Source organism: Flavobacterium sp. 22659 (assembly GCF_052044235.1).
In the GTDB taxonomy this organism is placed as follows: Bacteria; Bacteroidota; Bacteroidia; order Flavobacteriales; family Flavobacteriaceae; genus Flavobacterium; species Flavobacterium johnsoniae.
Genome location: NZ_JBQEMU010000006.1, coordinates 54526 through 78570, shown reverse-complemented (window position 1 = coordinate 78570; position 24045 = coordinate 54526). Strand labels below are relative to the sequence as shown.

The following is a 24045-nucleotide window of genomic DNA, read 5'->3' as shown; positions in this document are numbered from 1 at the left end:
TTTTGCAATCGAAACAACGAAATCAACCTTTGAAGAAGTTTTTTATCATATTACTTTCTTGTATCCTTCTGGTGCCATCTTTTGGCAATTTCTTTGTTTATGCTTCTTTTAAAATCAATCAGGACGAAATTGTAAAAACTATCTGTGTACAGCGCAAACAGGTTTTTAATACATGTAACGGTCGATGTGAACTTCAAAAAAGCTTAAAAAAATACGCTGATAACGAAAAGAAAATGCAGGACAATCTAAAAGAGAAATCAGAGATTGTTTACATTCAAAATACAACAACTGCACAATACAAACTAATTGCACCTGTTGAAACAACAACCAGAAACTTTTCGTTTTTAGATAAAAAACCAGTTTCTGTTTCAATTGCGGCTTTTCATCCGCCTTCCCTTTTTATATAATTTTTTAAATTCTTATTTCAATTTTATTGAAATCAATTTTCATTGTTTAAAAATCAATGAAAAAGCGTTTACGCATACTTTAAATTTAAATTTTTATATAAAAATCCTTAAAATGAAAAACATACTATACAAAGCTTTCGCTATTGCAGCAATCTCTCTATCATTAATTTCTTGTTCAAGCGATGACAACGAAGAAGCAGCAGGAAACGGAAATATTACATTAAAATTTGACAACGCTTACGGAACAAACGACCTTATTTTAAACACTCAGGGAAACACAACTTCTAACAATGAAGTATTAAAAATAAGCCTTGTAAAATATATTGTAAGCAATGTAGTTTTTACAAAAGCTGATGGAAGCACTTTTACTTACCCAAAAAGCAAAAGCTATTTTATTGCTGACGAATCTACTGCAGCCGGACAGCAGTTTAAACTGACAGATATTCCTGCCGGAGATTACGTAAAAGTAAAATTTGGAATTGGAGTTGATGAAGAACAATGGAAATTAGGAGCAGCTGGTCAGGGAGATTTTCTTGCACAGGCAGATGCTGCAGGTATGATGTGGTCTTGGGCTGCAGGTTACAAATTCTTTGCTCTTGAAGGAACTTTTACTTCGCCGACTGTTACAACTGCAACTCCATTTATGATTCATACCGGAAAAACTGGAACTGACTACAACTATACTGAAGTAACTATAGATTTCCCTACTAAAGCTTTGGTTCGTACTAACATTACTCCAGCAGTTCACATCATTACAGATCTTTCTAAAGTCATCGACGGTACAAACAAAATCAAACTTTCTGATAACAACTCAGGCGGAATGGGCGCTATGATTATGGGGGGTGCGAATTTACCTTTAATTACTCAAAACTTCAATACTATGTTTAGAGTAGACCACGTACATAACGACTAAATTTATTTTCAGGAGCACAAAAGTTATAGTTCTTAAGAACTCACTTCCCGCTATCCGCTTTATCTTTTGCGTTTGCTGCTGCAAACACAAAATGATGCCGCGTATCCCGATTGCTATCGGGAGGGCTAACCAGAACTTTTGTGCTTCTTAAAAACTCAAAAATCATGTTGAAAATAAAATATTTTCTATGGCTGATTATTCCGTTGTTATGGAGCTGTTCTAATAATGAGGATGAAGAATATGTAAATGTACCTTTAGAATTTAAAGTACCATCTAACTTTCCTGCTCTGGCTTATAACATCGAACTAAATCCGCCTACAGAAAAAGGATTCGAATTAGGAAAAAAATTATTCTATGACGGTCGTTTAGCTTCAGACGGAGTTGTTTCTTGTGGTTTCTGCCATATACAAGCCAATGCTTTTACGCATCACGGACACACCGTAAGCCACGGAGTAAACGACGCACAAGGAACAAGAAATACGCCGTCAATTCAAAATTTAGCGTATCAAAACATTTTTATGTACGATGGCGCAGCAGATCATTTAGATTTACAGCCAATTATTCCGCTTACAAGTATTATCGAGATGAATGGCGATTTAAATGCCATTTTAAAAATGATGAAAGCTGATAAGGAATATCAAAAATTATTTAGTCAGGCTTTTGATGATGGCGCAATCACAACCGAAAATATGCTGAAAGCCCTTTCGCAGTTTATGGTTATGGTTGTTTCATCAAATTCAAAATTTGACAAATACAGAAGAAACGAAGCCGGCGGTACTTTTACAAGTGAAGAACAGGCAGGATACGATTTATTTAAATCAAAATGCGCTTCGTGTCATGCTACTGATTTACAAACCGATAATTCATTTAGAAATAACGGTTTAGCAGTAAATCCGGCTGTTAATGATGTAGGAAGATATAAGGTTACAGAGCTTGCATCTGACTATTATAAATTTAAAGTGCCAAGTTTACGAAATGTAGAAGTTTCGGGTCCATATATGCACGACGGAAGATTTGGAACTCTCGAAGGTGTTCTGGATCATTATGCCAGCGGTATTGAGGATTCTCCAACATTAGACCCTATTTTAAAACAAAACGGGAAATTTGGAATCCCGCTTTCTGCAACTGAAAAACAACAGATAATTGCTTTTTTGAAAACACTGACTGATACACAGTATTTGACAGATAAACGTTTTGCTGAATATTAGAATAAAAATACAGCCGCAGATTTCACAGATAAAATACAAAGCTTAATCATATCAAAAATCTGCGGCAAAAAAATAATTAAAATGAAAAAATTAATCGTAACATGTTTTCTTTTGGCTGGCTTTTCAGTCTTTAGTTTTACTGAAAAAGACAGTATTTCTGCTTTCACTTTTCATCGTTTAGAAATGATGGAAGATTTTGACTGTGATGCCTGCGGATGTTCTGCAAGCGGCGGAAGTATGGGTTTCAGTTCTATGCTTAACAACAACTTTGTAGGTTTAAGATACTTCAAACAAAGCTATACAAGCCGTGACGGAATTTTTGCTAATTCTCCGTGGATAGATGAAAACTTTAATACCATTCAGGCCTGGGCAAGAATTCCAATTACTGAGAAAATTCAGATTTCGGCTTTGGTTCCGTATCATTTTCATGAAAGAGAATTAACTGCCGGAACGCAAAGTATTGAAGGATTAGGAGATATTACAATTATGGGACTTTATACGGTTTATGAAACTAAAAAAGACAGCACCGTTTTTACTCATAAATTAAATGTTGGCGGGGGAGTTAAAATACCAACCGGAAAATTTAAAGAAATCAACAACCTGGGAACTATAAACCAGAGTTTTCAATTAGGAACCGGAAGCTGGGATTTTCCTTTAGTAACAGAATATGTTATTAAACATAAAAATCTTGGTTTAAATACAACCGTAAATTATATCTTAAAAACAGAAAATACTAAAAACTACCAATACGGCGATCAGTTTAATTATGCCGGTACTTTCTTTTATTTATTCAATGCAAATGATTTTCAGATTGTCCCGCAGGCAGGTCTTGCAGGAGAAGTCTATCAGACAAATAAACAGTACAATCTAGATTTACCCAATACTGCCGGAGATATTTTGTTTGGAAAATTTGGTATCGAAGCAGGTAAAGACCGTTTTTCTATTGGTATAAATGCAATGCTTCCTATTCAGCAGAATCTTTCAAATGGCAATATGGAAGCGAATTACAGATGGAGTATTAATTTGAATTATACTTTGTAGTTTTTAGGTGCTAGGCGCTGAGGAACTAAGGTTCTAAGTTTTTTTTAGCCGTAAATTCGAATTTATGAATTCGAATTTACGGCTAATTTTTATCTTCTAATTATCTTGGGTTATCCTGATAATAACGTGCTTCGATTCTCTTAATATCTCTAATTGAATTTTTAGCCCAGTCAAGACGTTTTTGCAGTATTTCTTCATCCGACAGTTTCCATTTGATATCTGAATTTCGTAATCTGTTGGTTAAGTTTTGGATGATAATTGCAGCCGAAACAGAAATATTCAAACTCTCAGTAAAACCAACCATTGGAATTTTAAGAAAACCATCGGCTTTTTCAAGAATTTCCGGTGAAAGACCGTCTTTTTCAGTTCCAAAAAATAAAGCACTTGGTTTTGAAATATCAAAATCCTGAATCAAGCAGTCATTTTCGTGCGGTGTTGTCGCAATAATTTGATATCCTTTATCTCTTAAAGACGAAATACAGCCGTCGACAGTATCAAATCGGTTTATGTCAACCCATTTTTGAGCGCCCAAAGCGATTTCTTTATCAATTCTTTTTCCAAAACGCTGTTCGATAATATTAAGTTCCTGAATTCCAAAAACTTCACAACTGCGCATTACAGCACTCGTGTTATGCATTTGGTAAACATCTTCGACAGCAATAGTAAAATGCTTCGTACGATTTTCTAATACTTTTAGAAATTTCTCTTTTCGGTTATCTGTTAATATATCTTCAAGAAATGCCAGGTAATCTAAATCAATCATTTTGTATGTATTTGGCGCAAAAATACATTAGAAATAAACAAAATGAAAATTGATTTACATTTTCAACGTTCTGAGTACTCCAAAAGTATATTATTTAAATTCTCAAACAATCTATTAACTTTTTCAAAATCAACATCCAGCGCTTCTTCTTTAAAAGAATCTCCTTTAAAAACTACATTTCCATCTTTAGAATGCTTTTGTAAACGTTCAAACATTTTTTGACGTTCATCAAGACTATAATCGACATGAATAAACGATATGAATTTTTCGATAACATTTTCCATTCCTCCATTATAATTCAAAAGCGTAACATTTTCATCTGTTTCATAAAAATCCAGAAAACCCTTAAAATATTTTTCCAAGACCAAAGCTCCATATTGCTGAAAATTTGTCCCTTCCATTTCCTGAGCGGTGATTCCAAAAACGGTGGGCGGAATTAAATTAGGAACCATGTGCATTCCCATTAACTTTTGGTGCGATTTTAAAACCTCAACAGGATTTCTGTAAAGCAGTGCAAAAGGAATTTCAGGAAAAATAGTTCTTAAATATCCTGCATTAAAAATATGCCAGGCATCGAGTTTTAAAATTAAATTCTTTTGTTCCGGAAATCTTTTTTGTCCCAGAAATTTTAGAACTGCTTTTAAAAGAGCCGCTTTTTTCTCTAAACCAAAATTATCGCTTCTTAAAATCTGGTCAAAAATTGGTCCTTCAGAAATCATAATATTTTCAGATGAAGTTGCCAGACACTGGCTCAGCATAGTCGAACCACAACGGGAAACATGAAAAACCAGCGATTTTAATTCAACCGATTCTAATTCATTAGACCATTCTATCAGGTTCTCAACAGAACTTGCTGCTTTTACTATTTTAGAATTATATTGATGACTTTTACATTTGGAAATAGTTTCATCAAAAAAAGGTTCTGCAAATTTTATATCAGACACATAAAGCCATTCAAAATAAACTTGGTTATCTTTTTCAATTAACTTATATGGAATCCAATTAAAAAGAGGATGATTTATATTTTCCATTTTAATGATGATTATTTTGATTGAAGACTTGCAATAATTTTAGCATTTATTTCTGATGGTTCTTGCAGGGAAAGTTCCTCAATCATTCGCCGTTTCATTTCTTCTGAATATTCTTTTTTTGTCGAAGCATGAATATCAAAACCCATTTCGGCAAACAATTTGTCAGACCATTCATTTCGAATACAATCAAGCGTCAGGTGAATTCTTGGTTCTGAACTTTTATTTTCTACACTATGAGGCAGCTGAAAATTAGCATACCAGCACTCCCCCATTTTCATAGGAACCAATTTATGATCAACATAAAAAAAGACTTGTGAATTGGTTATTATAGGAACGTGAATTCTAAAAAATCCATCTTCATAAGACGTATCATTATCAACATGTTCTTTTATTTCGCTGTCCGGCCCCAAACGAAGCAGTCGTACAGCTTCTTTTTCGCATTGAAACCAATCCATAATTTCTTTAAAATAAACGCAGCGGTCCAAAAGCGGCGTATTTTGATATTCTTTGTTTGGAAAAGAAGTAATATCGTTTACCAAACCCGACTGTGATCTTAAAGCAACACTGGTCCAGTTTCCTTCGTAACGATGGGTATTAAAATGCGGTGTCCACAATTCGCTCTCACATAATGCGAGTTCTTTCTGTAATTTATCTATTGAAAAAGTAATCGGAAGCTGGCTTGACGAAGGATTCATATACTCTAAAGATTAAATTTGACATTGTGGCTTTTGTCTTGTAAATATATAATTTATAAGAATTTAAAAGCCGAATACATCAGCAAAATTTTACAAATTATAAATCTGCTTTTTTTAGGGAGATTACAAAATAGCAGAAATTATAAATTCGTAAAGTTTATGAGTAGAAAGCATAACCGATTCAGAATCAGTTTTAAGAATTAAATCGGCTTTTTGCGGGATTTCAAAAACATCACTTATGCCGGTAAAGTTTTTAATTTTATCTTGATTTCCGTCTGGCAATAATGCTTTTTTGTACAATCCTTTTGGATCTCTTTCTATTAAATTATCCACTGAACAATCTAAAAATACAGTTCTTACAAACTCATGATTTCGCAATTCGTTTCGAATGTCTTCATACGGATTTATGACAGACATGAGAACAATGGTATTTTCTTCAACAAAATTTCGTCCCACATTAAAAAGACGTCTCACATTTTCGCATCGGTCTTCTTTAGAAAACCCTAAATCTTTACAAATTGTTTTTCGGTAAACATCACCGTCAATGATTTCGACTTTATAATTGTTTTCAATTAATAAATGCCGAACATTTTCTGCCAATGTCGTTTTTCCCGAACCCGATAATCCTGTAAATTGTATTAAAAGCATTTAGAAATTTCTTTTCTTAATTGAGACGTTAAAACTAGATAATTTGCAATGCCCAAACAATAAGTAGAATTACGGTTTATGATGTCTGAAATTATTAAAAAAAGAACGCTGTAAAGATGTCTTACATTTTCGAAATTGTTATTTTTATCTTTTAATAAATTTCAAAATGAAAAAGAAACTTGTGGTTTTAACCGGAGCCGGAATTAGTGCCGAAAGCGGTATTAAAACATTCCGCGACAGCGATGGTTTATGGGAAGGACATGACGTTATGGAAGTAGCTACTCCGGAAGGCTGGCAAAAAAATCAGGATCTGGTTTTGGATTTTTACAATAAAAGACGCCAGCAGTTAAAAGAAGTACAGCCCAACTTAGGCCACCAGATTCTGGCTGAATTAGAAAAAGATTTTGATGTTTATATTATCACCCAAAATGTCGACGATTTACACGAACGTGCCGGAAGCACAAAAGTGCTGCATTTGCATGGAGAGTTATTAAAAGTAAGAAGCACCCGAAATCCTGAGCTGATTTTAGACTGGCAGGATGATTTGTTTACAGGTGATGTTGATGAAAACGGACATCAATTGCGTCCGCATATTGTTTGGTTTGGAGAAATGGTTCCTGCTCTCGAACAAGCTATCCCAATTGTAGAAAATGCTGATTATTTTGCCGTTATTGGAACTTCGCTTCAGGTTTATCCAGCTGCAGGTTTAATTTCGTACACATACAGTATTACTCCGGTTTTTTATATTGACCCAAAACCTATTTCTATCCCAAATATTCAAAACAAAGTTGAAGTTATTGCTAAAACTGCTACAGAAGGTGTTGCAGAAATGAGAACAAAATTGTTTGAATTAGAAAACCTGTCATGAATGTAGAATCTCTATTACAGGAATTAGGTCAGTTACATTTCCTGGCTCAGTTTCTTATTTTTTCTCTCGAAAATATAAGTCTGTTATTGATTGCTGTATTAATTGGAAAACTAATTGAACCTCAAAATACTGTTTTAAGCCGCCAAGATCAAAAATGGGTTATATCCACTCTAATCTGCAACATATTAATTACAGTTCTGGGTTTTGAATTGTATCAATTAGAAATAATTAAAATTGATTTCTCTCACAATATAATTTCTATTATTCTTGACACTTTACTGCTGGTTATTTTAATGGACTTTTTTATGTTCTGCTTCCATTATCTGGCACATACTTTAAAATGGTTTCATCCAATTCACAAACTGCATCATACCCATGTCGACACCAATGTTTACAGTTTATTTGTACTTCATCCTGTAGAAACTTTGGGTTTTGGTTTTATCTGGCTCATCTTGATTTCTGTTTTCCAGTTCAATTATATAAGTCTTATAATTTATTTGTTCCTGAATTTAATGTACGGCATATTTGGTCATATCGAAAAAGATCTTTTTCCGGCGTTTTGGTACAAAAGTTATTTTACAAAATGGATTTCTACAACAAAATTTCATTCCGATCATCATAAGAATCAAGCTCATAATTTTGGATTTTATTTTACTTTTTGGGATAAAATCTTCAAAACCATGATTTAAATTGAAAGTTAGGGCATAATAAAGCTTCAGTAATTTTCAGAAGTTTTAACAATCACTTATATTTGCACCTTTCGAAAAACAACATAACAATGACTACTCTAAACGAATTGAATGCTATATCGCCAATTGACGGAAGATATAGAAATAAAACTCAAAATTTAGCACCTTTCTTTTCTGAAGAAGCTTTAATAAAATACCGTGTATTAGTTGAAATTGAATATTTCATAGCTTTATGCGAAATTCCTTTACCACAGCTTTCTGGCGTAAATTCAGATTTATTCGACAGTTTGAGAAACATCTACAAAAATTTCTCTACTGAAGATGCGCTTTGGATTAAAGAAACAGAAAAAGTAACCAACCACGACGTAAAAGCGGTTGAATACTTTATTAAAGATGCTTTCGAAAAATTAGGTTTGTCTCAGTACAAAGAGTTCATTCACTTCGGATTAACATCTCAGGATATTAACAATACCGCAATTCCTCTTTCTACAAAAGAAGCATTTGAACAAGTTTACATGCCGTCTTTAGTAGCTTTAATTGCTAAGCTAAAAGAATTAAGCGTTGAATGGAAAGATATTCCAATGCTTGCCCGTACACACGGACAGCCGGCTTCTCCTACTCGTTTAGGAAAAGAAATTCTTGTTTTTGTAGAGCGTTTAGAAGAGCAGATGCGTTTGTTATTCAATATTCCGTTTGCTGCTAAATTTGGCGGTGCAACCGGAAACTTTAATGCACACCATGTTGCATACCCGCAGATTGACTGGAAAAAATTTGGTGATAAATTTGTTGAAACCGATTTAGGCTTACACCATTCTTTTCCAACAACTCAAATTGAGCATTACGATCATTTCGCTGCTTTTTTTGATGGTTTAAAAAGAATCAACAATATCATTATCGATTTAGACCGTGATATCTGGACGTATGTTTCAATGGATTATTTTAAACAAAAAATCAAAGCAGGAGAAATTGGTTCATCTGCAATGCCTCATAAAGTAAACCCAATTGATTTTGAAAATTCAGAAGGAAACTTGGGAATTGCTAATGCTATTTTCGAACATTTAGCGGCTAAACTTCCAATTTCAAGATTACAGCGTGATTTAACTGACAGTACTGTTTTGCGTAATGTTGGTGTCCCGGTTGGACATACTATTATTGCTTTTGAAGCTACTCTTAAAGGTTTAAACAAATTACTTTTAAACGAAAGCAAGTTTGCTGAAGACTTAGAAAAAAACTGGGCAGTTGTGGCAGAAGCTATTCAAACAATCTTACGTCGTGAAGCTTATCCAAACCCATACGAAGCTCTAAAAGGTTTAACAAGAACTAATGAAGCAATTGATAAAAATGCGATTCATAATTTCATTGCAACTTTAGAAGTTTCTGACGCAGTTAGAGCAGAATTAATGCAGATAACTCCTAGCAATTACACAGGAATTTAAAGAAAACCTAGAATATTTTATCAAAAAAAGCTATCTTTATCGAGATAGCTTTTTTTATTTAACCGGAGCAGTTCAGTGAATCTATTTGAGATTAAAAACTGAATAGACTCCTGAAAACAAATACCACTTTATGATTGCCTTAAATGCCGCTGCCGAATCGACACACCATTTGCAACCCCTGATCAGTGACCTGGGATTAATTTTGATGACTGCCGGAATCGCAGTTCTTATATTTAAAAAAATGAAACAGCCCTTGGTTTTGGGTTACCTGATTGCAGGTTTTTTAGCCGGAAACCATTTTGATTTTTTCCCTTCGATAACCGACATGAAAAGTGTTGAAGTTTGGGCAGAAATTGGGGTTATATTTTTATTATTCAGTTTAGGACTCGAATTCAGCTTTAAAAAATTAATGAAAGTCGGCGGGACATCTTCTGTCACCGCAATAACCCAGATTTTATTCATGACACTTATTGGATATTGTGTGGGTCAATGGATGGGCTGGGGACAAATGGATAGTATTTTTCTTGGTGCAACACTTTCGATTTCCTCAACAACTATTATTATCAGAGCTTTTGACGAATTAGGTGTAAAGGGAAAAAAGTTCGTTGGGATTGTATTTGGAGCCCTGATTGTTGAAGATATCGTAGCCATTTTAATGCTCGTATTGTTATCGACCATTGCAGTGAGCGACCAGGTATCTGGAGGCGAATTATTACAATCCGTTTTAAAATTAGTTTTCTTTTTAATTATATGGTTTTTGGGCGGCATCTTTATTATTCCAACCATTTTGAAAAAAGCCAAACATCTTTTAACCGATGAAATGCTGCTTATTATTTCATTGGCATTATGTTTAATGATGGTAATTTTTGCAGCAAATGTTGGTTTCTCTCCCGCTTTAGGAGCCTTTATAATGGGATCTATTATTGCTGAAACTACAATGGCAGAAAAAATCGAACATTTAATTCAGCCCGTAAAAGATTTATTTGGTGCTGTTTTCTTTGTATCCGTGGGAATGTTAATTAACCCTGAAACATTGGTAACTTATGCCCTTCCGGTGGCTTTAATTACACTTTTAACCATTTTTGGAAAAGCGTTCAGTTCTTCTATCGGAGCTTTAATTTCCGGACAGCCTCTAAAACAATCTGTTCAAACGGGAATGAGTTTAGCACAAATTGGAGAGTTTTCTTTTATTATTGCAACACTGGGCATGACCTTAAAAGTTACAAGCGATTTCTTGTATCCTATAATCGTTGCCGTATCAGCTATTACAACTTTTACAACACCTTTTTTAATTAAATATTCCGAATCTTTTGCTCAGTTTCTGGAACAAAAAATGCCCAAAAGATGGGTTAAAAATATCAACCGTTACAGCGTAAATGCGCAGGCCATTAAATCTGTAAGCACCTGGCAGATTGTATTACGATCATCAATTACACAAATTATACTGCACACTATAATTATTACTGCTATAATTTTATTATCGTCAAAATTTGTAGCGCCATTAGTAGCCGATACCCGATTTGGAAATACATTGGCCGCTTTATTGACACTCGTTGTCATTGCTCCGTTTTTATGGGCGCTTTCACTGCGCCGTGTAAAAGTTGACGAAGTCGAAGCACTTTGGGAAGAACGTAAATACAGAGGCGCACTTTTAATGCTTATTTTAATTAGAATGAGCCTTGGATTATTTTTCGTTGGATTCCTATTGAATATTTTCTTCTCACCTTTAGTGGCTTTTGTAGCCTTGATTATTGCAATTGGAGCGTATCAAATTTTCCCTAAAAAATTAAACGAACAATACCACCGAATTGAAAATCACTTTTTGAAGAACTTAAACGATCGCGAAAACAAAAAGATTGACAGACGATATGCCAATTTAATGCCATGGGACGGTCACATGTCATTTTTTGATATTGGAAAAGAATCTAATTTAGCCGGAAAAACATTAGAAGAATTAAAGATTCGTGAACAATTGGGAATCAATATTGCCTACATTAAACGAGGCGAAGTAACTATTCCGATTCCTATGAAAACTGAACGTTTGTTTCCCGGAGATGAAATCTGTGTTATTGGTACTGATGCCCAAATTACTGAGTTTACCAAGTATTTAAACCACAATGAAACAGAAGCTCCTCCAAAAGTAGAAGAAACCGACATTGTACTGCGTCAGCTTGAAGTTTCTCAGGAAGAATTTATTCAAAAAAGTATCGGCCAGTTTAGAGCCAAAACAAACGGAATGGTTGTGGGAATTGAACGAAACGGAAATCGTATCTTAAATCCTGAATCTAGTTTAATTTTAGAGAAAAACGACATCCTTTGGGTTGTAGGAGACAAAAAAAGAATGACCGCTTTGTTGACGGCAAAATAAAGGTGCTGAGATGCGCTAAGGTTCTGAGGGACTAAGGTTTTTAATATAAAAGCGCCAAGATTTCGAAATTGAAATCTTGGCGCTTTGTTTATTTTCAGAAAAAAATTCTAAAATTCTAAGAAAAAAACTTAGAACCTTAGCATCTTAGTATCTCAGAACCTCAGATTACTTATTAGGCTGCGGTGTCAATCTCAAATAAGGTTTAATAGGCGTGTGTCCTTTTGGGAATTTTGCCGGAATATCGCTGTCAGGAATTGCAGGTGCAATTACTACATCTTCTCCATCTTTCCAGTTTGCAGGAGTTGCAACGCTGTAATTTGCAGTTAATTGTAAACTGTCAATTACACGAAGTAATTCATCAAAATTTCTTCCTGTCGAAGCTGGGTACGTCAATGTTAATTTTATTTTTTTATCTGGTCCAATAACAAAAACTGAACGTACTGTAAATTTATCGCTTGCATTGGGATGAAGCATATCGTATAAATTCGCTACTTTTTTATCTTCATCGGCAATAATTGGAAAATTCACTTCTGTATTTTGAGTTTCATTAATGTCTTTAATCCACTCTTTGTGAGAATCTAATCCGTCTACACTCAAAGCAATAACCTTAGTATTTCTTTTGGTAAATTCCGGAACATAATTCGCCACTGTTCCCAACTCAGTTGTACAAACAGGAGTAAAATCTGCAGGATGCGAAAATAAAACGCCCCAAGAATCTCCTAACCATTCATGAAAATTGATTGGTCCTTGCGTGGTTTCTGCGTGAAAATCCGGAGCTATATCGCCTAATCTTAATGTTGACATAATTTATATTTTTTAGTTCCTCTAAAATTAACTAAAAAATACATTTAGAAAACATGTAAGAATTAAAAAAAAGTTAAAATTCTATCAGCTCTATCTAATTACTATTCTAAATTCATTTGGATGTTAATTAAACACATAGAAACAATTACCCAACGGTTTTATAATAAATTAAATAAAACCAACTACAAAGTACCAGATGGCAAGGGTTACAAACGAAATAGGAATTCCAAAACCAATCATCATACTGCTTAATTTTGGTTTTAAACCATAGGTAGAAGCGAGAATTGCTCCTGTAATCATGGGCGCCATTGCAATTTCAATAATCGTAATTTTTATAGCTTCGGAATGCTGGTTGAAAATAAAAACATACAGAATAAAAATGATAAGCGGTGTTACGATCAGTCTAAAGAAAAGTCCGAGTCTTAAAAATTTCCAATGTTTGCTTTTTCGGTCAAAAGTCAGCTGCAACCCTACCGAAAACAAAGCCAAAGGCGTAACCAGACTTCCTAATTTTAATAATAAGGACTGTATATTGACATCTAAATCGTAATCTAAAATATTTAATAAGCACGAAACAACAAACGTAATAAACGGCGGAAAGAAAATTATCTTTTTAGCTATACTTTTAAAATCAGGACTCCCTTTTGAATAGAAAGCCGCTACAAAAACACCTAAAGTCGAAACAACAACAAAAGTTCCCGGCTGATCTACCAGAACAGCAGTTTCTAAACCTTTTTTTCCAAATAAAGCTTCAACAATTGGATAGCCCAAAAAGGAAGAATTACTTAATCCGGCTGTTAAAACCAAACATCCAATTAATTTATTAGACCAGCCCAGCCTTCTTCCTAAAAAATGAAAAAATACAAAAGCCAGAAAAAAACTAATCCACCCCGCTCCTATTGGAAACAGCAATTCGTTACTCCATTTTATTTTCGGAATATGATATAAGGTAATCGCTGGAAGGCAGATGTAAATGACAATTTTATTTATGCTTTTGTAAATATGAGTTGGAAACCGCTTTACGTTTTGCAAAAGCAATCCTAAAAATAAAAAGAAGAATATTATAATAAAGTTGTTCATATCAAGGCTTCAACGCAAAAATAGGCATTTATAAACAGATGTATAAAACAAATTACACCTTCTATAAGATTTTTGTTATTTTAGTGTGTAATTTTAAAAATCGATGCAGCAAATAAGAGATAATATGGAGCGGATGGCTAAACTTTCAGATGAAGAATGGGCTATTTTTTCGTCTAAGCTCATACGTCGGGAATTTTCAAAAAAAATGCCTTTACTCAAAATGGGGCAAACTGAAAATTATTTGTCTTTTATAGAAAAAGGGATGGTAAGATATTATATTCCCAAAGAAGATAATGATCTCACTTTTGCGTTTGTTTTTGACGGCGAATTTACAAGTGCTTACGATTCATTTATTACCAGATTACCAGCAAATTATACCGTTGAAGCACTTGCTGACACCATACTTTGGCAAATATCATATGCTGACTTACAAGATATTTATACCGAAACAAAAATTGGAAACACGATTGGCCGTTATGCCGGCGAGGGATTATTTCTTAAAAAATCTAAACGTGAACTTTCGCTCCTCAACGATTCTGCAGAACAACGTTATCGCAATTTATTTACAGAACGGCCTGAACTCATTGAAAAAATTCCCCAAAAATATCTCGCTTCTTATATTGGCATTACACCACAGGCTTTGAGCAGAATAAGAAAACGAATTTATTAACCCAGGTTCATTGTTTTTGTTTCCATCACATTGCAACTTTGCATAAAAAAAGATATGGAAACTTTAATTGTGTTGTTAGGGACTTTTACAATTTCGCTGCTTATTATAAAGCTTATAACCAAAAGATTTGAAATTTCGCAAGCAGGCAGAATTGCGATGTCAGTTATGCTGGTATTTACTGCCATAAGTCATTTTGTATTTGCAAAAGGAATGACCATGATGGTTTCATTTCTTCCTTTTCCAATGGCAATTGTATACATTACAGGAATAATCGAATTTATAGCCGCTCTTGGGCTCTTGATTCCGAAAATGAGATTACTTACAGGCTGGCTGCTTATACTCTTTTTTATAGTACTGCTTCCTGCTAATATTTACGCTTCCTATCATAATATAAATTTACAGAGTGCTGACTATACAGGAAAAGGAATCTCTTACTTATGGTTTAGAATCCCTTTGCAACTTCTTTTTATAGCTTGGATTTATTTTTCTTCTATCAGAAATCAATTAAAAATCAAATAGTTATTTCGGAAATGCGCATCATTTATTGAACGTTGTGCATTTCCTTCTGCTCTTCTTTAATGACCTGAAACAAAAGAAATTAATTTTTAGTTAAAAAATATTTTTTATTCCAAAAAAGCGCCTACATTTGTAACATATTTTATTACAGTATGCTTTCAGGTAAATTTGCCATAACGATTCACATTCTTACTCTGCTCAATAAATTTCCGAATGATTATTTATCATCTGAGTTTATTGCGGGAAGTATTAATTTAAATCCGGTTTTGGTTCGAAAAGAAATTGCCAACCTAAAAGCACATCATATTGTAGAAAGTAAAGAAGGAAAAAATGGCGGAACCAAACTGGCCGTTGATTCTTCTAAACTGACTTTAAAAGAGATTTTTGAAATGACTTTTGAGACCATTGGTTTAGGTTATGCTAAAAACCAGCCTAATCCGGATTGTCCTGTTGGAAAAAATATTAATCAGCATCTGGCAAATTTATATGCTGATATGAATGAGAAAGTGAGTGCACAATTAGAAGGAATTTCTTTAGAGGATTTTTCGAACCAATTTTAAAAACTATTTTTTTACCCAAAACTGTAACATTTTTTATTACTAAATAAATTTATATACTATGAAAATCGCAATTATTGGAGCAACAGGATTTGTTGGCTCAGCAATTTTAAACGAATTAGCAGACAGAAAACACGATATTACAGCTATTGCAAGAAACCCAAAAGACACAGCAAATGTGACATGGAAAAGTGCTGATATCTTTAATGTAAATGAATTAGCAGAAATTTTAAAAGGAAATGACGCTGTTATCAATGCGTATAATTCTGGATGGACAAACCCAAACATTTATGATGATTTTATTGCCGGATCAAAAGCCATTCAGGAAGCAGTAAAAAAATCAGGTGTAAAACGCTACATCACAATTGGCGGCGCGGGCAGTTTATTTGTAGCTCCGGGTTTACAAGCGGTTGACACACCAGATTTTCCAAAAGAATATCATGCAGGTGCTACGGCTGCAAGAGATTATTTAAATATCCTAAAAGAAGAAAAAGAATTAGACTGGGCATTTTTCAGCCCTGCTTTTGAAATGCATCAGGGAATTACAACCGGAAGAACAGGAAAATACCGTTTAGGATTAGAAAACCCTGTTTTTAATGATGAGCAAAGAAGTATCTTATCTGTAGAGGATTTAGCAGTTGTTATTGCTGATGAAGCAGAAAATCCAAAACACCACCAGGTTAGATTTACAGCGGCTTATTAATTATTTAAAAGGTGCTAAGGTTCTAAGATGCTAAGTTTTATATGATTTTGAGCTGGAAACGCTGCAATACTACTCAAACCCGACAGGTTTTAAAAACCTGTCGGGTTTCTTTATGTTAAAAATTACTGCTAAACAATCTTTGTCGGGTCTTTTTGTATCAATTCTTCTACTTCGTTTAGAAACAAAAAATAGGATAACAAATTCGTGTAAATTCGTGCAATTACTGGCTAACTAACCTTTTGAAACTGTTTTTGTTTTCTGTACTTTTACAATATTAAAAAAGTATTTTGTCAAGTTTAAAAAAACAGTCGGGAAGTTTAACTGAAAAAGCTGGAATTTCATCTCCTGAAATTACCAATGTTTTGGCTATCAATCAAATTAAAAACAAACGCAGACAACAGCCTTCGGCAGCAGAATTAATTACTGGAATTCTTTCGGGAAACAGAACTGCTTTGAGTCGTGCAATTACGCTCGTTGAAAGCACTAATCCCGAGCATACGGCAAAGGCAGAAGAAGTTATAAACGGTTGTCTTTCTCATGCCAATAAATCTATCCGTATAGGAATTACGGGAGTTCCCGGAGTTGGAAAAAGTACTTTTATTGAAGCTTTCGGAACTTCTTTAACTCAGACAGGAAAAAAAGTCGCTGTTTTGGCTGTTGATCCAAGCAGTTCAATCTCTCATGGAAGTATTTTGGGTGATAAAACCCGAATGGAAGAATTGGTAAAAGATGAAAATGCTTTTATTAGACCAAGTGCTTCGGGCGAAAATTTAGGCGGTGTTGCCCGTAAAACCCGCGAAACTATTATTTTGTGCGAAGCAGCAGGTTTTGATACTATAATTATTGAAACTGTTGGAGTTGGCCAAAGCGAAACTGCGGTTCACAGCATGGTAGATTTTTTTCTTTTATTGAAAATTTCCGGTGCTGGTGATGAACTTCAGGGAATAAAACGCGGCATTATGGAAATGGCAGATGCCATTGTCATTAATAAAGCAGATGGTGATAATATTAAAAAAGCAAATCAGGCGAAACTTGAATTTAACCGTGCTTTGCATTTATTTCCTCCAAAAAAATCGAACTGGCAGCCAAAAGTGACCACTTGCAGTGCGATTACAAAAGACGGCATTTCGGAAATTTGGAATACCATTTCTGATTATTTTGAAATGACCAAAGAGTCTGGATTTTTTCAGGAAAAACGAAACGAACAAAACCAGTTTTGGATGATGGAAACTATCAACGAACAGCTGAAACAAAATTTCTACAATCAGCCTCAAATCATTTCATTATTGGAACAAAATAAAAAAGCGGTGCAAAATAATGAAATATCACCTTTTGCAGCCGCTCAGCTTTTATTAAACGAATATAAAAAGAGCTTCTAATTCCTTAAAGCTTTTTACTATTTCATTTATTTTACATTGATTGAAATTGTATAAGTATCTTCACTTTCTACGATACGATATTTACCAGGAATTAAAATGTCTGAATTGAACTTAAGTGATTTAACTAATTCCGGAGCTATAGTCTGTCCTTCCGGAATTACATAAACGTCTCCATTTTGTAATAATACTTTTTTGTGTTCTGTGGTTAAAGCACTTTTTTGAATTTCCATAACAAAATTCCCTTTTTCATTTGCAACACGTACTGGTGTTCCGTCAGGATTTGGTTTCGCAAAGCCATAGGTTCTCCATTCGTAATAAACAAAATTACAAAACCCTTCCGGCTGACTGCAGTCAATATTATGCGCTCCCCAGGCTCGCACAATAGTTCCTTCATAGTGAGGTAAATATCTTTGAGTATTGGGTTGATTTTCCTGCTCTGTATTTGATAATTGAGCATTTTGATCTTCACTAGAATCGTTGTTGCAGCTTATAAAAAAAGCGGCAAACGCAAAAACTAACATTGCTTTTAATACTTTCGATTTTGTTTGTTGTAAATTTTTCATAATAAATTAATTTAATTGACCTTACTCTATTACTGGCTTTTCAGGTTACGCCTTTTGGTTTAGTATATATCAATTAAATTTATTTTTTGTTACCCTTTTCGTTCGAATTTTAATACAAAAAAAAGCTGCTAAGTATGAAATTACATACCTAACAGCTTTTCTTTTAAATGAATTGAAAATTATTTTTTCGTATCTCTAAGCTTATATTTGTTTTCTTTATATAAATTCCCAGCCGTAATTACGTGTGCCAAAGCATCTTTTGCCAATTCTTCATTTAATTTTACCGGAATTAAAGTTGTGTCGTTTTTGATTTCAAACTGAAGCGGTTTCAAATTTGGCTGCATAATGACAACCTGATTTTCAACTCTAAAAGCATTAATATCATTAAACTGCATAATAGATCTTCCCTGAACTTTCGGATCTAATCTGCTTAAATTTCTTCCTACCATTGGCGTTTCAAAAGGAATTCCTAAATAACTCAATAATGTAGGCGGAATATCAATCTGACTTGCCAGTCTGTCATAAACGGCACCTTTTGGAACTCCCGGCCCCATAATAAATGCCGGAATATGGAATTTATTAATTGGCACTAAATTCTTTCCGTATGTTCTGGTGTTGTGGTCAGCAATTACAATAAAAATTGTGTTCTTGAAATAGGGTTCTTTTTTAGCCATTTCAAAGAATTTCCCAATCGAGAAATCGGCATATTTCATGGCGTTATTCACTGTTGCCGGTTTTGCATCATAAGGTTTAATTCTTCCCGCAGGATATTCAAACGGCTCATGATTTGAAGTTGAAAACATTAAAGAAAAGAACGGTTTATCGCCTTTTGATTTGAAATAATTATTGGCTTTCGTAACCAAATCTTCATCAGAATAACCCCAGGTTCCTTTGAAAGCATATTTATTTCCGTCTGATTCAAAATCGGTCTGGTCTACGATATCTGTAAAACCATTTCCGTTGAAAAACGAAGCCATATTATCAAAATTAGCCATTCCGCCATAAATGAAACTGGTATCATAACCTTTATGTTTTAAAGCATCGGCAAGTGTAAAAAATCCTTGCTGTGAGTTTCCAAGTTTTACAACACTTTCTGATGGTGATGGTAAAAATCCGGTTACAACGGCTTCGATCCCGCGTACACTTCTGGTTCCTGTACAATATAAATTGGTGAACAATAATCCTTCTTTTGATAATTTATCAAATTCTGGTGTTAATGGTTTTCCGCCTAAAATTCCAACGTATTCTGCACCTAGGCTTTCTTGTAGAAATATTACCAAATTATATGGCTTTTTCATAACAGAATCTGGCTGCTGTACATGCAAAAACGGAATTGCTGCATCTGTAAAATCATTTGGACCGGCGATCATGTATTTTTTTACACGGGCAATCGCTTCGGCTTCATCCATTTTACCGTACATTTTAGTGTTTCCTTCGTTCTTAATTGAATAAGCGGCAAAAGCAACCGTATAAAATGAGTTTAATCCTAGAGTATTTGTTAATTGATCTGTTGAGAAAACGGCATTACTGGCATTAATAGGGCGTTTTGAAGTAAGACTTGAACGCGCTCCAAAAAACAATAAAAAAGCAACTAATGGAAAAATCATTAATTTGAATTTATATTGTGTGCTTGTAGTATGGAAATATTTTTTCCCTTTTTTGAAGGCAAAATAAATCACAACTCCCAAAATCAAAAAAGTAACGATAATTGAAGTCAAGTAACTTTTTAAAAGCATTCCCACTACTTCTTTTGGATAAATAAGATAATCTAAGAAAATCTTATTTGGACGTGTATCGTACTGCTTTACAAAATCTGGCGAAGCCAGTTCAACAAAAAGTATTAAAAACAGAAACAAGAAACTGTAAATTACCAGAAACTTATTGGTGAATTTAATCCAGTTGTTTGGCAGAAAAGTGATTAAAACAGCCGGCAGAAATGACAAATAACAAAGTAAAATTAAGTCCATTCGTAAACCGATTGGAAAAATATACCAGAAATCTGGTGTCTGCTCTACTCTTTCTTTAAAAAGAAAAAACAAAAAGATTCGGCTTAAAGTCGTAATCAGTAATCCGATCAATATAAAATTGAAAATAGGTTTTAAGAAACTTAATTTTTTCATTAGATAATTTCAATTAATTTTTGGTTGAAAAATACTGTATCGTTACTCTTCGTAACGATTTACTTCTCTGTCGTAAAACTCGTTTGCTTTTTCAATCAAACCTTCCATTTCAGCATTTAATTCTGCTTCATCAAGATCTTCAGCTTCTTCCAAAAATTCAACCTCATCATCTTTTAGGTTAATTATAAATCTTGGATAATCCAGGTGAATGATAAAAATATCATCTGGAAAATCAGTATTATCTCCGAGTAAAAATTTAGGTAATTCCATATTATTTAAGTTTATTTTAGATGTTACAATTGTCTGTTATCAGACTCGTTTTTTGTTACAGATTAAAATGATTTTTAAATCCTAAAATCTGTTTTATATTATTATTCAAGCTTCAAACTTAATTATTTAAAGGTGAATTTGCGATTAACTTCTTCGTTAGAAAATGAAAGCGAATATACAGAAAAATTGCTGCTGCTGTTAAACCTGCCAAAAGTCCTATCCAAACGCCTTGCGCTTTTAGATCTGTATGCTCTCCTAAATAATACGAAATAGGAAAACCAATGATCCAATAAGCCACAAATGTAATATACATAGGCACTTTTACATCCTGTAAGCCGCGCAAAGCGCCCAAAACTACAACCTGAATTCCGTCAGAAATTTGGAAAACAGCCGCAATTAAAAGCAGTTTTGATGCAATTGCAATTACTTCGGTATTATCCAGAACCTGTCCTGTATTTTCCATATTTAAAAACATATGCGGCAGATAATTATGGAATACTATAAATAGAAGTGCAAAGAAAGTTTCGAGTATAATTGCCAATAAGAAAATAGAACGGGCTACGACAATCAGCTTTTTATAATCGTTTAATCCTCTTTGGTTGCTGACTCTGATCATCGAAGTGACGCTCAATCCCATTGCAAACATAAAAGTCATCGAAGCCAGACTTAAAGCAATCTGATTAGCGGCCTGACTGGTTTTTCCAATATTACCGCAAAGCCATATCGAAGCGGTAAACAAAACTACCTCAAACAACATTTGCATTGCCGATGGAAATCCAATGCTGATGATTTTTTTGATCGTTGCTTTTTTGATTTCATCAAAACTGAAACCCTTAAAGAAACGTTTTAAATCGTCTCTTCTTGACAACATTATATGCATAAACATTACCAAAAATATTCTCGAAATCACAGTTCCCAATGCCGCCCCGATAATTCCCATTTTTGGAAAAATCCAGATTCCGTAAATTAAAACATAGTTTAACCCTACGTGCAGCACGTTTGCCATAACCATAGCATACATAGAATATTTTGTAAGAGACATTCCATCTGCAAATTGTTTATATCCCTGATACATAATTAAAGGTATCAACGAAAAAGCTACCCAGCCCAAATAAGGTTTTGCCAGAACAATAACATCTGCAGGCTGTTTTAATAATTCCATTATAGGTTTTGCAAACATGATTACAGTAAAAAGCACTAATCCTAAAATGGTGCATAAAAATAATCCGTGGTGAAAAGCAGAACGAATTTTACTGTCATTTTTTTCTGCATCGCCTTCTGCTACAATTGGAGTTATGGCAGTAGAAAAACCAATTCCCAGAGACATTGCAATAAAAATCATGCTGTTTCCTAATGAAACTGCTGCTAATTCTGTACTGCCAATTTTCCCTACCATTATATTGTCGACAATACCAATTAAAGTATGGCCAACCATTCCTAAAATAACAGGATAGGCAAGTTTAAAATTATATGAAAATTCTTTTGTGTACTGCTTTAAATTCACTTGTATTCTTTTTTAGTGCGCAAAGATAATCAGAAGCTTCGAATTCTGATCTATTTATAAAAACATAAGCCAATATTAAGACTAAAATCAGCATACCATAATATTATATAACGATTTTTAAAAATTATATAACAAGCTCAAAAGACCTCTATTTTACTTTTACATTATTAATAATTCAAAAATATTTGCCATGAAAAAATTACAGATTATATGCCTAGCTGCCTTTGCTTTTTTATACTCCAACACAACTTTCGCTCAAGACGCCGCAACAAATTACAATCAGGGATTTAGATTAGGTTTTGGGTTAAATGGCGGTATTCCAACTGATAATGATTATGACTGGTCACTTGGAGGAGACGTTCGTTTACAATATGATTTATCTAAAAAAACATCATTAACGCTAACAACAGGTTTTACAAATTTATTTTTAGGAAAAGATGATTTAGGAAATGACATAAAAGATTTAGGATTTATTCCTGCAAAAGCTGGTTTTAAAGCTTTTATCTGGGAAGATCAATTTTATGTTTTAGGTGAAGTAGGTGCCGGTTTTGCTGTAACAAACGGTTATAACGACACTACTTTTTTATGGGCGCCTGGAATTGGGTACGCCAACAAATACATTGACATAAGTGTCCGCTACGAGGACTACAACAAATTCAAAACCAATCAAGTGGCTTTACGTTTGGCCTATGGTTTTGATCTATAAAAAGAAAGGTTTATTTTATTTTTTTGTTTTTGGTAACAGACCCGGAAGTTTTCATAGTCTTCCGGGTTTTGTATTTTATGCCATTGGTCAAAACAAAATTACCATTAGTCAAATGATTTTTCAGTATTGATTTAGATCGCGGTAATTCGCAGAAAAATTAATCAAATCATGAACAAAACAGTTTTTTATCTATCGCAGCTTTTTCTTCTTTTATTGGTTTCTGCTGCAGCACAATCACAATCCGGAATTTCAGGTGAGTTTAAAGTCGATTATGTTCCTTTTTCTAAATATGTCCGGCCAATAGACAGCACCAGAACAAATGCCGAAAGCAATTTTAAAAGAGCCCAGATTGTTTTTGAAGTACCAATTTCGTTAGAAACAGACAAATACAATAATCCCAGACTCTGGTCTGTTTTTGTAAATGGAAGTTATGCGAGAATGGAAAACAGAAACTACAATATTCAAGATCTCCCGACAGAATTTCAGACAGGATTTCCAACTGAATTATTGAACACACAAGTTGGTATTAAACATTTACGATCTATTTCTCCATCCTGGTCTTTATTAATCCTGGCTTCTGTTGGAGTTTATACAGATATGGTCGAAATTAACAAAGATGATGTCCTGATACAAGGAGGAGTGCTTTTTATCAAACAATTTAATCCTAATCTGGCTTTAGGTATAGGCCCGGTTTTAACCAATAGTTTTGGTGTGCCAATGGTATTGCCCGGAATTTATTTTAATTGGGAATCCAGAGGCGCCTTGCATTTTAAAGTTGCTTTTCCTGAAGGTGTGGAGTTTGGCTATAAAATGTCTGACAATCTTGATTTAAAGCTTGTGGGAGAATTAAGCGGTATGACGGCCGAAACCAAAATTGGAAATAAATCTTCGTTATTGGGATATCAGCAGATAATTGCAGGTTTACGACCTCAGCTTAAGTTTGGCGAGCATTGGACTCTTGAACCTACTGCTGGAACTACTCTTCTTCGCAGTTTCTCTACTACTAATAGAAAGATTAAAGATATTTTTAAAGAAAAAGATATAGCCGATCCAAGATTTACTACTACTTTTTACGGAGCAATAGCTCTAAAATGGAAATTCTAGAG

General features: G+C 33.9%; 25 protein-coding genes. 15 read left to right on the top strand and 10 right to left on the bottom strand.

The features are described 5' to 3' along the window. Window positions 1–29 precede the first annotated feature (29 nt). The 4 genes from ACTJIW_RS08510 (at window position 30) to ACTJIW_RS08495 (ending at window position 3569) form a co-directional block, all read left to right on the top strand. Window positions 30–407: a hypothetical protein gene (locus ACTJIW_RS08510; RefSeq protein WP_274251149.1), complete on the top strand. Its 378-nt coding sequence runs from the start codon at window positions 30–32 to the stop codon at window positions 405–407. A 112-nt stretch (window positions 408–519) separates the two neighbouring features. Then, window positions 520–1320: an MbnP family protein gene (locus tag ACTJIW_RS08505; protein WP_012026968.1), complete on the top strand. Its 801-nt coding sequence runs from the start codon at window positions 520–522 to the stop codon at window positions 1318–1320. A 164-nt stretch (window positions 1321–1484) separates the two neighbouring features. Next, window positions 1485–2528 (top strand): cytochrome-c peroxidase, encoded by a 1044-nt coding sequence (locus tag ACTJIW_RS08500; RefSeq protein WP_012026969.1) that lies wholly within the window; start codon window positions 1485–1487, stop codon window positions 2526–2528. A gap of 81 nt (window positions 2529–2609) precedes the next feature. Further along, window positions 2610–3569 (top strand): hypothetical protein, encoded by a 960-nt coding sequence (locus ACTJIW_RS08495; protein ID WP_012026970.1) that lies wholly within the window; start codon window positions 2610–2612, stop codon window positions 3567–3569. Between the two features lie 100 nt (window positions 3570–3669). On the opposite strand, the gene ACTJIW_RS08490 is transcribed toward ACTJIW_RS08495, so the two are convergent. From ACTJIW_RS08490 to cysC, 4 genes are all read right to left on the bottom strand, one after another. After that, window positions 3670–4332, bottom strand: coding sequence for a TrmH family RNA methyltransferase (locus ACTJIW_RS08490; RefSeq protein WP_012026971.1), 663 nt, complete (start codon window positions 4330–4332; stop codon window positions 3670–3672). A 62-nt stretch (window positions 4333–4394) separates the two neighbouring features. Then, window positions 4395–5363 carry a sulfotransferase family protein gene (locus ACTJIW_RS08485; protein WP_440715230.1) on the bottom strand — a complete coding sequence of 323 codons (969 nt, stop codon included), beginning with the start codon at window positions 5361–5363 and terminating at the stop codon, window positions 4395–4397. An 11-nt stretch (window positions 5364–5374) separates the two neighbouring features. Further along, entirely contained in the window at window positions 5375–6058 is a 684-nt protein-coding gene (locus ACTJIW_RS08480; RefSeq protein WP_149206422.1) for an aspartyl/asparaginyl beta-hydroxylase domain-containing protein, read from the bottom strand. Between the two features lie 123 nt (window positions 6059–6181). Further along, window positions 6182–6706 (bottom strand): adenylyl-sulfate kinase, encoded by a 525-nt coding sequence (cysC, locus tag ACTJIW_RS08475; RefSeq protein WP_149206421.1) that lies wholly within the window; start codon window positions 6704–6706, stop codon window positions 6182–6184. Between the two features lie 166 nt (window positions 6707–6872). On the opposite strand from cysC, the gene ACTJIW_RS08470 reads away from it, so the two are divergent. The 4 genes from ACTJIW_RS08470 (at window position 6873) to ACTJIW_RS08455 (ending at window position 12067) form a co-directional block, all read left to right on the top strand. Then, the gene (locus ACTJIW_RS08470) at window positions 6873–7574 is read left to right on the top strand and encodes an SIR2 family NAD-dependent protein deacylase (protein WP_073408762.1); all 702 of its coding nucleotides are present in this window, start codon (window positions 6873–6875) and stop codon (window positions 7572–7574) included. After that, the gene (locus ACTJIW_RS08465) at window positions 7571–8263 is read left to right on the top strand and encodes a sterol desaturase family protein (RefSeq protein WP_440715231.1); all 693 of its coding nucleotides are present in this window, start codon (window positions 7571–7573) and stop codon (window positions 8261–8263) included. Before ACTJIW_RS08470 ends, ACTJIW_RS08465 begins: the two co-directional genes overlap by 4 nt. A gap of 89 nt (window positions 8264–8352) precedes the next feature. Beyond that, complete coding sequence (purB, locus tag ACTJIW_RS08460; protein WP_012026977.1) at window positions 8353–9699, top strand: adenylosuccinate lyase; 1347 nt, start codon at window positions 8353–8355, stop codon at window positions 9697–9699. Window positions 9700–9829: 130 nt separating this feature from the next. Next, window positions 9830–12067, top strand: a complete 2238-nt coding sequence (locus tag ACTJIW_RS08455; protein ID WP_012026978.1) for a cation:proton antiporter domain-containing protein — start codon at window positions 9830–9832, stop codon at window positions 12065–12067. Between the two features lie 165 nt (window positions 12068–12232). On the opposite strand, the gene ACTJIW_RS08450 is transcribed toward ACTJIW_RS08455, so the two are convergent. Then, window positions 12233–12871: a peroxiredoxin gene (locus tag ACTJIW_RS08450; protein ID WP_073408764.1), complete on the bottom strand. Its 639-nt coding sequence runs from the start codon at window positions 12869–12871 to the stop codon at window positions 12233–12235. Between the two features lie 168 nt (window positions 12872–13039). Further along, a complete protein-coding gene (locus tag ACTJIW_RS08445) occupies window positions 13040–13951 on the bottom strand; it encodes an AEC family transporter (RefSeq protein WP_440715232.1) in 912 nt (303 codons plus the stop codon). A 103-nt stretch (window positions 13952–14054) separates the two neighbouring features. Between ACTJIW_RS08445 and ACTJIW_RS08440 the strand changes: the two genes are divergently transcribed. The 5 genes from ACTJIW_RS08440 (at window position 14055) to meaB (ending at window position 17776) form a co-directional block, all read left to right on the top strand. Further along, window positions 14055–14621 (top strand): Crp/Fnr family transcriptional regulator, encoded by a 567-nt coding sequence (locus tag ACTJIW_RS08440; protein WP_121360341.1) that lies wholly within the window; start codon window positions 14055–14057, stop codon window positions 14619–14621. A 54-nt stretch (window positions 14622–14675) separates the two neighbouring features. After that, window positions 14676–15140, top strand: coding sequence for a hypothetical protein (locus ACTJIW_RS08435; protein ID WP_121360340.1), 465 nt, complete (start codon window positions 14676–14678; stop codon window positions 15138–15140). Between the two features lie 149 nt (window positions 15141–15289). After that, a complete protein-coding gene (locus ACTJIW_RS08430; protein ID WP_012026981.1) occupies window positions 15290–15697 on the top strand; it encodes an RrF2 family transcriptional regulator in 408 nt (135 codons plus the stop codon). A gap of 58 nt (window positions 15698–15755) precedes the next feature. After that, on the top strand, window positions 15756–16397 hold the full coding sequence (locus ACTJIW_RS08425; protein WP_012026982.1) for an NAD(P)-dependent oxidoreductase: 642 nt from the start codon (window positions 15756–15758) through the stop codon (window positions 16395–16397). A gap of 287 nt (window positions 16398–16684) precedes the next feature. After that, window positions 16685–17776: a methylmalonyl Co-A mutase-associated GTPase MeaB gene (gene meaB / locus ACTJIW_RS08420; protein WP_440715233.1), complete on the top strand. Its 1092-nt coding sequence runs from the start codon at window positions 16685–16687 to the stop codon at window positions 17774–17776. A 26-nt stretch (window positions 17777–17802) separates the two neighbouring features. On the opposite strand, the gene ACTJIW_RS08415 is transcribed toward meaB, so the two are convergent. From ACTJIW_RS08415 to ACTJIW_RS08400, 4 genes are all read right to left on the bottom strand, one after another. Beyond that, complete coding sequence (locus ACTJIW_RS08415) at window positions 17803–18339, bottom strand: hypothetical protein (RefSeq protein ID WP_440715234.1); 537 nt, start codon at window positions 18337–18339, stop codon at window positions 17803–17805. A gap of 179 nt (window positions 18340–18518) precedes the next feature. Then, window positions 18519–20459: an LTA synthase family protein gene (locus ACTJIW_RS08410; protein ID WP_149206414.1), complete on the bottom strand. Its 1941-nt coding sequence runs from the start codon at window positions 20457–20459 to the stop codon at window positions 18519–18521. Window positions 20460–20501: 42 nt separating this feature from the next. Continuing rightward, on the bottom strand, window positions 20502–20729 hold the full coding sequence (locus ACTJIW_RS08405) for a hypothetical protein (RefSeq protein ID WP_012026986.1): 228 nt from the start codon (window positions 20727–20729) through the stop codon (window positions 20502–20504). A gap of 118 nt (window positions 20730–20847) precedes the next feature. Beyond that, complete coding sequence (locus ACTJIW_RS08400; RefSeq protein WP_121360336.1) at window positions 20848–22233, bottom strand: MATE family efflux transporter; 1386 nt, start codon at window positions 22231–22233, stop codon at window positions 20848–20850. A 190-nt stretch (window positions 22234–22423) separates the two neighbouring features. Here ACTJIW_RS08400 and ACTJIW_RS08395 point away from each other — a divergent pair, with 190 nt between their 5' ends. Both ACTJIW_RS08395 and ACTJIW_RS08390 read left to right on the top strand, forming a co-directional pair. After that, window positions 22424–22939: a hypothetical protein gene (locus tag ACTJIW_RS08395; RefSeq protein ID WP_012026988.1), complete on the top strand. Its 516-nt coding sequence runs from the start codon at window positions 22424–22426 to the stop codon at window positions 22937–22939. A 168-nt stretch (window positions 22940–23107) separates the two neighbouring features. Then, window positions 23108–24043, top strand: coding sequence for a DUF6268 family outer membrane beta-barrel protein (locus ACTJIW_RS08390; protein WP_440715235.1), 936 nt, complete (start codon window positions 23108–23110; stop codon window positions 24041–24043). The last annotated feature ends 2 nt before the right edge of the window (window positions 24044–24045 follow it).